Origin of the sequence: Aureibaculum luteum, assembly GCF_003449015.1 — a bacterium.
In the GTDB taxonomy this organism is placed as follows: Bacteria; Bacteroidota; Bacteroidia; order Flavobacteriales; family Flavobacteriaceae; genus Aureibaculum; species Aureibaculum luteum.
The window spans coordinates 75,952-88,114 of sequence record NZ_QRGD01000012.1 but is presented as its reverse complement, the minus strand read 5'-3'; the positions used below and the strand labels follow the sequence as shown (position 1 = coordinate 88,114).

General features: G+C 32.3%; 8 protein-coding genes and 1 pseudogene. 7 read left to right on the top strand and 2 right to left on the bottom strand.

All coding sequences use genetic code 11. The features are described 5' to 3' along the window. A complete protein-coding gene (locus tag D3P13_RS20365; protein WP_117885228.1) occupies positions 1 to 828 on the bottom strand; it encodes a UbiA prenyltransferase family protein in 828 nt (275 codons plus the stop codon). Positions 829 to 954: 126 nt separating this feature from the next. Between D3P13_RS20365 and gcvP the strand changes: the two genes are divergently transcribed. After that, a complete protein-coding gene (gene gcvP, locus D3P13_RS20360) occupies positions 955 to 3,804 on the top strand; it encodes an aminomethyl-transferring glycine dehydrogenase (RefSeq protein ID WP_117885226.1) in 2,850 nt (949 codons plus the stop codon). A gap of 291 nt (positions 3,805 to 4,095) precedes the next feature. Here the strand turns inward: gcvP and tnpA are convergent. Beyond that, a pseudogene (tnpA, locus tag D3P13_RS22510) lies at positions 4,096 to 4,323 on the bottom strand (IS200/IS605 family transposase); the annotation flags it as partial. Positions 4,324 to 4,411: 88 nt separating this feature from the next. On the opposite strand from tnpA, the gene D3P13_RS20350 reads away from it, so the two are divergent. The 6 genes from D3P13_RS20350 to D3P13_RS20325 all read left to right on the top strand — a co-directional run bounded on the left by D3P13_RS20350 (position 4,412) and on the right by D3P13_RS20325 (position 12,151). Next, positions 4,412 to 5,002, top strand: coding sequence for a hypothetical protein (locus D3P13_RS20350; RefSeq protein WP_198680075.1), 591 nt, complete (start codon positions 4,412 to 4,414; stop codon positions 5,000 to 5,002). A 170-nt stretch (positions 5,003 to 5,172) separates the two neighbouring features. Continuing rightward, the gene (locus D3P13_RS20345; RefSeq protein ID WP_198680074.1) at positions 5,173 to 5,421 is read left to right on the top strand and encodes a nuclear transport factor 2 family protein; all 249 of its coding nucleotides are present in this window, start codon (positions 5,173 to 5,175) and stop codon (positions 5,419 to 5,421) included. 218 nt (positions 5,422 to 5,639) lie between these two features. Further along, complete coding sequence (locus tag D3P13_RS20340; RefSeq protein ID WP_157972980.1) at positions 5,640 to 7,373, top strand: cellulase N-terminal Ig-like domain-containing protein; 1,734 nt, start codon at positions 5,640 to 5,642, stop codon at positions 7,371 to 7,373. Positions 7,374 to 7,677: 304 nt separating this feature from the next. After that, positions 7,678 to 8,388, top strand: a complete 711-nt coding sequence (locus tag D3P13_RS20335) for a hypothetical protein (RefSeq protein ID WP_157972979.1) — start codon at positions 7,678 to 7,680, stop codon at positions 8,386 to 8,388. Positions 8,389 to 8,626: 238 nt separating this feature from the next. Next, on the top strand, positions 8,627 to 9,535 hold the full coding sequence (locus tag D3P13_RS20330; RefSeq protein WP_117885217.1) for a hypothetical protein: 909 nt from the start codon (positions 8,627 to 8,629) through the stop codon (positions 9,533 to 9,535). 189 nt (positions 9,536 to 9,724) lie between these two features. After that, a complete protein-coding gene (locus D3P13_RS20325) occupies positions 9,725 to 12,151 on the top strand; it encodes an alpha-L-rhamnosidase (protein WP_117885215.1) in 2,427 nt (808 codons plus the stop codon). Positions 12,152 to 12,163: the final 12 nt, after the last annotated feature.

Sequence of the window (12,163 nt, the reverse complement as noted above, 5' to 3'; positions counted from 1 at the left end):
CTATCGCAACCAAATAAACAATCCCAACCAAACAATAGGCAAACTCTCTACAAAAAAAGCACTGTAATACTTGTTTTGATCTTCGGTTGACTTTACTAAAAAGAGTAACGTTACTACTGCAATAAAGAAATGAATTCTCAATTGTTCTGGATCAACCGTAGTCTTAAAAAACTCTAATCCTAAAAACAGCATTAAAAACAATAACCCTAACCATTTTGATTTTGGTACCCCGATGGATTGAGGTAAGGTTTTCAACTCTTCTTTATCATAAGCTACATCTCTAATATCAAAAGGAATAGTTATTGCCGCAACAAATAAAAAGCGTTGTACAAATAGTATAATTTCAGTGTTCCCAATATGATGGCGATGTTGTACCAATGGAATTATAACCGTTACAGCTGCCCATGAAATAGCTATTAAAAATAGCTTTACAAAAGCAATATAACGCAATGAAAGATTTTGTTTTTTGATGTCAAAAGGATTAACGTACAAAAAAGTTACAACACCAAAAGGCAACAACCATAAAAAGGTTTCAAGTTTAAAGTAAAATGCATAATACAAACTTACAATTACACTAAAAACGGTTAGTATTACAATTACTGTTTTGTGTTTTTTTATGAATTCAAAAAACCATGGTTGCACTTCTTCTACTCTAAAAATACGTATTAAATTGTAAGATGCAATTGTTGAAAACAAACAAAAAAGAGCAAATAAATTACTGTTATTTCCATACGACATTAATGTAATTTTAACCAAACAAAACACCGCTAATGCCACGTGAATATTACTAAAAATGTAAAAATCTAAAATGCGTTTTAATGTTGGCATTTGGTGAAAAATCTAAAATGTTAGAGATGCTGATAAATTGTATAATAGTAGGTCCAAAAATACCTCTTTTTTTGCTACTTTTGAATTATAATAATTCATAGACACGCACACTAAACAATATATTTTATGCAAACGGATTCTTTTACTTTAAGACACCTCGGCCCTCGCGAAAATGACCTTCCAGAAATGCTTAAGACCATTGGGGTAAATAGCTTGGATGAATTGATAGACAATACTATACCTAGTCATATTAAATTAGAGAAACCGTTGAATCTACCATCACCAATGAGCGAGTATGAATTTAGCAGTTATATTCAAAAATTATCTAAAAAAAACAAAGAGTTTAAATCATATATTGGTTTAGGGTATCACCCAACCATTTTACCTGCCGTTATTCAACGAAATATTTTTGAGAATCCAAGTTGGTACACTTCGTATACCCCTTATCAGGCAGAAATTTCTCAAGGTCGTTTAGAAGCTTTGTTAAACTATCAAACGGTTATTGCTGACCTTACGGGAATGGATATGGCAAATTCATCATTATTAGATGAAGGTACTGCTGCCGCGGAAGCTATGATTATGTTATATAATAATCGCTCAAGAGCTCAAAAGAAAAGTGACACTTTACAATTTTTTGTCTCTGATGATGTGTTGCCACAAACGGTTTCTATTTTAAAAACACGTTCAGAACCGTTAGGAATCGAACTTATTTATGGCCATCATGAAGATGCTGCACTTTCTTCAAATGTTTTTGGTGCCATTGTTCAATATCCTACAAAAAATGGGCAAATTTATGATTATACTCATTTTATTGAAAGAGCCAATCAACAAGATATAAAAGTTATTATAGCTGCTGATTTATTGAGTTTAGCTATTTTAAAATCACCAGGAGAAATGGGAGCATCTATAACCGTAGGTACTTCGCAACGTTTTGGCGTTCCTATGGGGTATGGCGGACCGCATGCTGGTTACTTTGCAACCAAAGACGAGTATAAAAGATCAATCCCTGGACGAATTATCGGTGTAACCATAGATACCGATGGCAATAGAGCCTTACGGATGGCATTGCAAACTAGAGAGCAACACATAAAACGTGAAAAAGCAACTTCAAACATTTGTACGGCACAAGTATTATTGGCTGTAATGGCAGGTATGTATGCCGTTTACCACGGTGCGGATGGACTAAAATATATAGCCAACAAAGTACACAGTTTAACCACTATTTTAAATAAAGAAGTTAAAAAATTAGGCTTACAACAAGAAAACTCAACATTTTTTGACACCTTAAAAATAAAAGTAAGTGCTGCCAATGCCGTTAAAAAGCTTGCCGAGGCTTCAGAAATCAACTTTTTATATTTAGACCATACAACTATTGGTATTTCGTTAAATGAAACCACCACAATAGCAGATGTGGACAACATTGTTTCTATTTTAGCTGAAGCAGAAAATGCCGAGCATGCAGCTTGTGCTAACTACACCGATATAACTTCAATACCTGATAGCATAAAAAGAAATACGCCTTTTATGACCTTCGAAGTTTTTGAAAATTACCATTCAGAGACTGAAATGATGCGGTATATAAAAAGGTTAGAGAAAAAAGACATCTCTTTAACAGATTCTATGATTTCTTTAGGTTCATGTACCATGAAATTGAATGCCGCTTCTGAAATGCTTCCTTTGAGTTCTAGTAGCTGGAACAGCATCCATCCATTTGTGCCTATTGATCAAGCACAAGGATATCAAGAAATGTTGAGAGATTTAGAGCATTCTTTAAATATTATTACAGGTTTTGCCGCTACATCGTTGCAACCCAATTCAGGTGCACAAGGTGAATATGCAGGCTTAATGGTAATTAGAGCATACCATGCTTCTCGAGGTGAATCTCATAGAAACATTTGTTTAATTCCTGCTTCTGCACACGGTACTAATCCTGCTTCTGCAGTTATGGCCGGTATGAAAGTTGTGGTTACCAAAACTTCGGAAGACGGAAATATAGATGTAAACGATTTACGCGAAAAGGCAGAATTACATAAAGATAATCTTGCTGCCTTAATGGTGACCTACCCATCAACACATGGTGTTTTTGAAAGTGCTATTAAAGATATTACGAAAACCATTCATGACAATGGCGGACAAGTATATATGGATGGTGCCAATATGAATGCTCAGGTTGGCTTAACGAACCCAGCCACAGTTGGTGCAGATGTTTGTCACTTAAACTTACACAAAACGTTTGCCATACCACATGGTGGTGGTGGACCTGGTGTTGGCCCTATTTGTGTGGCTAAGCATTTAGCTCCATTTTTACCGACCAACCCTATTGTTAAAACGGGCGGACAACATGCCATTACTGGAATTTCTGCTGCTCCTTGGGGTTCAGCTTTGGTTGATTTAATTTCTTACGGTTATATTAAAATGTTAGGTGCTGAAGGTTTAACACAAGCCACTAAATATGCCATTTTAAATGCCAATTACTTAAAATCTAAATTAGAAAAACATTTTAAAATATTATATACCGGTGAAAAAGGTTTTGCTGCTCATGAAATGATTGTGGACTTTAGGGAATTTAAAACCAAAGGCATAGAGGTAACTGATGTTGCGAAGCGATTGATGGATTATGGCTTCCACGCCCCTACTCTTTCGTTTCCTGTTGCGGGTACTTTAATGATTGAACCTACTGAAAGTGAAAGTAAACAAGAATTAGATCGTTTTTGTGAGGCTTTAATTTCAATAAAATCTGAAATTGATAGCTATGAAGAGGGTGTAGATTCTGTATTAAAAAACGCCCCACATACACAAGCTATGTTAACGGCCGATGATTGGCAATTTAGTTATAGCCGACAAGCGGCTGCTTTTCCGTTATCGTATATTTCTGATGGCAAATTTTGGCCACCAGTACGCCGAGTTGATGATGCATATGGAGACAGGAATTTAGTATGTTCTTGTAACCCTATTGAGGATTATATGGAGGTTTAAGATTTATTTTATTGTTTTTTTACATAAAAAACAAACAGAAATTATTAAGGATATACCCACAATTGTGGGTATATATTGTTGCTTTTAATTTAAAAAAATGAAGTACTATATTTTAAAAGCAGCTGAAGGGTAAGACTTAATTTGGTCAAATGAAATTGAATTGAGAATCTATTTTAAATGAATGGAAAAAAATTGAGATCGATTATGTTGATGAAGGAATGAGAGATTTTGATGTTCGTGTTGCCACGTCTCCGCTCTACATATTGAGTAAAAAGAATATAATTTACTGCAAAATACTCTAATTAAATATGGTGAATTTTTGCCTTTTAACTTTTTTATGATTGTACTAATATCCTGAGATGGTCTATACTCTAAATGGTCATGAATATGGTCATGTAAAACTACTCCTTTCAAGATGTGAATATCCTCTGCATCACAAATTTGGATGATCAAACTTCGACATCGTTTTTGAACATCTCCTTTTACAATTTAATATCTATATTTTGTACTCCATACAATGTGAAATGTTAATCACGTTATTATATATGTAGCGGTACATATATTCCTAAGTTGCCTGCAATATGAAAATCAAAATTTTTAACGAAAAATGGAAACAAAAAACATATTTATAATATTTGGGATACTAATAATAGTTATTAGTTTCTTTTATGTCTTTGCCAAATCATCTGCATCAATGTATGTTAATAGTAACCAGAATGATAGTCCTTATTATATAATATCGAAACCTATAGTTGTTAAAAATATATTATTACCAAAAGGCACGAAAATCACATATATAAAACGTTACTTTTGGGAAAAACATCAGCAAAAAGAACTACTAAACGAGAAAGATATCACTGATGTTTCTTTTAAAGAAGGAATAACAATAGAATGGGGAGGAGTTCCAATTACTGAAATTATCCGTTTTTTTAATCCGGAAATGAAAGGTTTTACTGTTTATGCGGATTTCAATAAATTAAAAGAAAACAAAGAAACTCAATTCTCTAATCTGTGGCTTAGCTGTAATAGTGATTTAAGTTTAACTATAAAAAACACAAATGACTGGTCATTTAACAAAAAAAACATTTTGGATATAGAATCTTGTGGAGCGAATTATCAAAGATATTTTACTGTAAAAATAAAGCAACAAAAATTTTTAGACAATTTGTATAATGAATTGATAAAAATCGAAAATTAAAGATTGAAAACATAAATAAAAAATACTGACAGGCAACAATGCTTATAATTCATTGCTAGGAAAGGTTATTGTCCGACATTCTTTCTGTATCTTTAATCCTGATTTCTTGTCCGAAAAATCCCATCGGATTTATCGCAACGAAATTATACTCTATCACGTTATGCTTCATCGTGATTAATCATCAAGTAACAAATGAACCTGTAATTGGAAAAACTGCAATCAGAGATATGTTTGATAGAGAATTTAAAGAAGCGGATATGAATTGTATTATTGAAAACATTTTTGAGGATAATGATTGGGGTATTTTGGAATGGAAAGACCCATTAGGGCTACGTGGATGTGGATTTTTTCACATTAATTACGGGAATATTAAATTTCAAAGAGGATATTGGGATAAATTATCCTTTTTAAGACAATAGAAATTACCTATTCCAAAAGAATGAAATGCACAAAAGCACAACACCGCATTTAATATATACTTACTTTTAAATTAAATATAAAACGACAAACGATTTGCTAGCACTGAAAAATCTCCAATTTCCCATTCGTACAAAATATATTCAAACTTGTTACCCAACATTTTGCCTTGTCTTATGCCAGTTGTAAGATAACACTCAATAATATTAAAGATCTAAATGTGAAAAAATTAATAATTACTTTCTTATTGACGATGTCAATAAATGTATTTTCTCAAAAGCCCTATGATTATACACTATTAACATATTCTCAGGTTGGCTATGATATTTTAATGCCTAAAAATGCGATGGTTCAAAACACCGACTCAACATTTTTGAGTACCGATGCTACCTTTACTTTACGTCGAATTTCAGACAATAAAAAAGTACTTAAAGGAAAGGTTCTAAAAATGGAAAAAAAGTGGGGCAAATTTTGGTGGAAGGTCGACTTTTCTAATTATCAAAAAGCAGGCACATACTTTTTGGAAATTAAGGATCATAAAAAAACCTTGTTCGCTAGCAAGAAAGAATTACCCATTATTATTGAAAAAAATAGGATGTGGAATAAAACATGGTATGCAACTGCCTTGTCCCATTTAAAAAAGCGTGACAGTTTAAGCTACAAACTTGAAGGTGGTTGGAAAGATTGTGGAAGTCCGCTTCAAGAAGTTAGTAGCCATATAATAATGCTTAATGCATTATGCGATTTGTATGAACTTACTGGTAGTAAGTTAAGTACAAAAGAAAAGCAAGAAACTATAGAACAAATGATTATTGGTGCTAATTATGTCGCTTATTGCCAAGATCTTGCCGAAGAAATAGGATATAAAGAAGGAGCTGTAGTGCATGAAGCACGTCAGAATTTGAAAGTTGTTACAGGTAACGTTGCAAAAACATCCATGATTTTGGCCCGTATTGGACGCATTATTAAAGATATTAATTCGCAAAAAAGTATTGAATATATTCAACGTTCTAAAAAATCTTTTGAATGGATCGACCAATATGGACCAGTATTGCATTGGGACAATCGCGGAAAGGAATATGCCATAGTTCACGGTGCACCAGAGAAAATGTTTATGCCACCAAAAGAATGGATGACGCGTGATTTGGTTATGATGATGTGGGCAGGGCTAGAGCTTTACAAAGCGGGAGAAACCGAATACAAAGAACGGTCTGTTCTTTATGCTAAAAGAGTAATGGCAAGACAAGTTCCAGAAGAAAAAGCAGAAGATGGCTTATATGGCCATTTTTATACATATGACTCATATGATTTTACTGAAAAAGCAAATATTCATTGTGGAGCATGGAGTGCAAATTATAAAGCCTATAACCAAGGTGGTCATTTTCCGCATTACTTAATACCAATGATTGAAATGATGCAGCTTTGGCCACAACATAATGATAATGCTAATTGGCATAAAACGGTTAAATCATTTGCCTACAATTACTTTGTGCCAGCTACAGGGCAAAACCCATTTAAAATTTTGCCAGCAGGATATTACAAAGGTGAGGGGTTACTAAACTTCTCTGGTTGGTATCATGGACACAACAAAATATTTGGTTATGCGGCAGGTTTAGCAATGGAGTTTTATCATTTATATGACGATGATCAATTTATTGATATTGCCATGGGTAATTTAAATTGGATTACTGGTTTACATAGTGGGTTTCATAAAAATGACCGTGACTTTTCAGCCAGCATGATTGTTGGAATAGGAAATCGTTCTAAGGCAGACTGGGATGCTATGACGGGAACAATTACGAATGGATTTGAAGCATTTAAACAATTTAAACTTGAAAGACCTACAAAAAAAGCTGATGCACCGACTTATTTTGGTGATGAAGGTGGAATACATCATCCAGCGGGTTGGATAAGTGGTCTAACGCGATTGTATTATTACCAAGAAAATAATTAACTCTATTAAAATCTTTATACAGCAATGGGTTTTGTTACTACAGATTTTTACAGAAAATTATAAATCATAAAGAAAAATATGTTTTTGTAACGCTGGTTGTAAAGTAACATTTATTTAGTAATTGCTATAGCTTGTTTTAAATAGCTATAAAAATTGCATGTGTCCTCAAACCTCATTATATTCCTCTTTTTGTAACTTCGCGTCAAACAATAACTGCAATTAATAAAACACTGCGAGCCATTAAAAAATCACCCATCTATAATAGTACTATGACAAAAAAAAACGAATGCTTAATAAACTTCTTATGAAGAGCACCCTTATTTTTATTTTATGTATTATTCTATTTGTGTCTTGTAATGATAATAAATTAAATATTTCAGCTATAATTTCTAAAGATTTATTTTTAAGTGAATTAAAGGGAGATGTAAAAGAGTGTAAAATCTCTAAAACACATGTTAATAGAGGGAATACTACTACGCTTTCTGAAAGAATCTCATTTAATAAGAAAGGACACATAACGGATAAATTTATAGAAACATCTTCCAAAGTCTCAAATTACAACCACCAAAATTACTATTCGAATAACTTAAGAGATTCTACAATAGTATTGGATTCTGAAGATGCAATTATCAATAAATATTTGTACTTCTATACTATTGAAAATAAATTAACATCATTTATAAATATCAATTATGAAAATCAAATTAGGGATACTGTAAAAATTGAATATTCAAAAAATGCAGTCAAGGTAATATCAACTAGTCATAATAAAACTATGTTATTTGACAATGAATCAAGTTTAATTAAAGTTGAAAATAAATTTAATAATCAATCAGTTTCATTGCTATTTTCTAATGATAAATCTACATCTGAAAAACAGACAGATGGATTTAAAGAAATGAGTACATACATCTATGACGACAATGGAAACTGGACAAAAAAAACTACGGTTTTCAATGTGAAAACTGATAATAAAATTGAATATACCAGAGATATTCAATATTACAATGAATAACATATTAAAGCAAAAAAATATATAATATAAATCTCGTTTTTCATTGAAACGTACTACTTTTATTCTCGGAATTAAAAATGACCGATTCCATAGCATTAATTGTAAATTCTAACGTTAAAGTAATTCATATGTTAGCATAATTATTTGCTTGAAACCAATGCTAGTTTAATTAATAATAATGTAACGTTTTGGTGCGTTATGTACTGTTTAAGCATCTAAAAAAAAAATTAATCTTAATATGAAATTTAAAAAATTAGTTATTTTCTGCATCACAGCAATAGTATTATCTTGTTCATCTGATAATAACGGTGATGATTTCAAAGAGACCGAAAACACTAATTTTAGATTGACCTCGGTCCAATTTCTTACTGACCAAGCGTTGTCTGCAGTAAGTATAAGACCAACACATAGTATAAACTACAAATATGATCTGTCGAACAAAATTTCACAAATCAGTACTAATGGAAGTGTCTATAGTGTTGATATAATTAGCAACAATTTGTTTGAACTAAATTTATTAGAGCATGATTTAGGTGATGAATATACGATAACAATAAAACGTTCTATACATTTACAAAACAATCATGTGGAATATATAAAATCAGAAAGTGAGCTATTTAATTCGAGAAAAAATACACTTAATTATTATACTGATTCAATTTCATATACGTATGTTGACAGTTATATCTCGAAAATTGAATCTTATTCTAAAAAATTATCAAAATATGAACTTAAAAGAAAATATGAATATCAAATAAAAAATGGAAATGTTTTAAAAATAATTGATACTTACGTTGGTATAAAAAATATCAGAAACTTTAATTACGATAATAAAACTAAAGTAGACTTTTCTGAATTTGCTTATCGCACACCACTATATCCTGAAAATTTCCTCGATTATATTTTAATTCATGATAAAATGGGTAAGCAAAACATAAATAATGTTAGCTCCGTTTTTTGTACTTATGATGAAGATTATCTTAAAGCTCCTCAAATTGAATCTGTTGAATATGCACACATTTTTAGCACAAATGGAAAGATTAAAAATATTGAAATGTCAGGGACAGTGATCTATAGTAAAGACAATACTAATTATCCAAAAAGTTTTTCTAACGTAAGAACCAGTATGGTTTATGAAAAATATTAAAATAATATAGTGTCCTAGTATTAAAACGCATACCCATTTATCAGTGTCTTAATATAAATATGTCATAAAATTGAAAAACATTGTTAAGATGGACAAACTAAAGTACACTTATGTTTTATTTACTAAATTAGTTGCTTAAACAAGCAACTAATTCATATTCGATATTGTTCTGCTTCATTGAAATAGAAAATGAAAATACTAAAACTACTTTTTACAATTTGTCTTTTACTAATTCTTTCATGCAACAGTTCAGTAAAAAAAACAACGAAAACAATAGCGTTTAATGATAATGCATTTTGGATAGAAGATGGTATAGCTCTCCCTGAAAGCGATTCGTTATTTTATTTGGAGCACCCGGCACCATTATTCAGAAAAGAATTTAAAACTGATAAAGCCATTAAATCTGCTACACTGAGTATAACAGCAGCGGGTTATTATAAAGCATTTATTAATGGAAGTGGTATTAAAAAAAATGTTCTTGATCCGGCTTGGACTGACTTTAGTAAGCGAATATACTATTCTGAATACGACGTAACTTCACACATTCAAAATGGTGATAATTGTTTAGGCGTGGTACTTGGTAACGGTTTTTATAACCCATTACCCTTAAGAAAATGGGGAAGAAGAAACCTAAGAGAAGATCTTAAGGTTGGAAAGCCTGTATTTATTGCAAAACTTAACATTAGTTATAAAAATGGTGAATCTAAAGAAATCGTTACTGATAACTCTTGGCAATATGCTTTAGGTCCTATTTTAAAAAACAGTGTTTATATTGGCGTTTCTTATAATGCCAATAAAGAATTAGACGGGTGGAACACCGCTGGGTTTGATGATAAGAAATGGCAAGCAGCCGCTATTGGAAGTCCTCCTGGTGGAAAACTGGTAAAGGCATTTTTCCCTCCTGTTGAAATAACCCAAGAAATAACTCCAGTCGATATTTCTTCTACAGTAAATGGAAATTGGATTGTTGATATGGGTATAAATTTTACAGGGACTTATAAAATTAAATTATCTGGTGCTGTAGGTGACACCATTACTTTCAAGTTTGGTGAACGCGTTTATAAGGATGGAAGTGTAAACCCAATGACCACTGTAGCTGGCCAAATTAAGAAAAAAGGAGTTGGCGGCCCTGGTGCACCAGATATAGCATGGCAAACCGATAGTTATATCATAGGCGATAAAAAAGAGCAATGGTTCAGCCCAGATTTCACCTACCACACTTACCGGTACATGGAGATAAAGGGTTTAAAAGTAAAACCTAAAATGGATGATGTTTTGGGGCTTTTTATGCATACCAATGTTACCAATAAAAATAGTTTTTCTAGCTCCTCAAAATTACTAAATTCGATTCAGGATGCTACAGAAAGAACATTTTTGGCAAATTTAGTGAGCGTTCAATCAGATTGCCCTGCAAGAGAAAAATTTGGCTATGGGGGTGATTTAAATGCTACTAGTGAAGCCTTCATTTATAATTTCGACATGCAATCCTTTTATCGTAAAACAGTTTATGATTGGGTAGACGCGATGAAAGATTCAAATTTTGTAGATACCGCACCATTTACAGGTATAGAATATTGTGGCATTAGTTGGGAATCAGCTTACTTGACTACACAATATTACTTATACCTCTACTACAATGATACCAACATTATAAAAGAACTTTATGGTCTAAATAACAAATGGATGGATAAAGTAGCAATGATTCATCCTGAAGGAATTGTTGATAAAGGTTTAAGCGATCATGAATCAATGGAACCTGTTCCGGTACAACTCACAGGTACTAGCCATTATTTGCAATGTGCTCATATCATGAAGACCTTTGCAGGTGTAATGGGTAAAACGAAAGATGTAAAAAAATATGAAGCGTTAGCATACAAATTAAAGAAGCAGGTACGGGCTGAATTTTGGGACAAACCATTTATAGGGAAAATTAATAGACAAACGTTATTTTCAACGTTACTCTATCACAAAATAGTTCCTAAAGATGAAATTAATGCTGCAACAGACTCACTATTAACAGCAATTAAAAATGGTCCATCTCAGCATTTTAATACCGGAATTTTTGGCACTAAATATGTCCTAGAAACACTAGCTGAAAACGGCGGTCCAAATGCAGTTTTTAATATCGTAAATAGTACAACATATCCGGGTTGGGGCTTTATGATTAAACAAGGAGCAACTTCGATATGGGAAACATGGAAAGAGAGTGATAATACATACTCCAATAACCACCCAATGTTTGGGACGGTTTCTGAATGGTACTATCGATGGTTAGCTGGTATACGTCCCGATTCTGAACATCCCGGATTTAAAGAATTTTTTATTACACCTACCACGCCTGAAGGACTTGAAGCTGTGAACTGTACTTATAATTCTCCTTATGGAGTAATCGTATCGAATTGGAAAAAGATGACATCAGAGAGGTATACTTATGAAATAACCGTTCCAAATGGAACTAAGGCTAATGTAACATTACCAGTGCCCGAATCACAAATAGTGACAATTAGCAATAAGCAGGGACTAAACCAATCTAATGAGATTGATGGACTACAATCTGGACAATTCTCCTTGAAAGAAGGCGATTATGTGATTACTGTAACTTCTGATAAGATATAAATAGTAAAATAA

What these genes read in the sequence shown, in the direction of transcription:
- D3P13_RS20325 (WP_117885215.1), top strand. Translation starts at nt 9,725, where the DNA reads ATGAAAATACTAAAACTACTTTTTACAATTTGTCTTTTACTAATTCTT.
- D3P13_RS20330 (WP_117885217.1), top strand. Translation starts at nt 8,627, where the DNA reads ATGAAATTTAAAAAATTAGTTATTTTCTGCATCACAGCAATAGTATTA.
- D3P13_RS20365 (WP_117885228.1), bottom strand. Translation starts at nt 828, where the DNA reads ATGCCAACATTAAAACGCATTTTAGATTTTTACATTTTTAGTAATATT.
- D3P13_RS20335 (WP_157972979.1), top strand. Translation starts at nt 7,678, where the DNA reads ATGAAGAGCACCCTTATTTTTATTTTATGTATTATTCTATTTGTGTCT.
- D3P13_RS20350 (WP_198680075.1), top strand. Translation starts at nt 4,412, where the DNA reads ATGGAAACAAAAAACATATTTATAATATTTGGGATACTAATAATAGTT.
- gcvP (WP_117885226.1), top strand. Translation starts at nt 955, where the DNA reads ATGCAAACGGATTCTTTTACTTTAAGACACCTCGGCCCTCGCGAAAAT.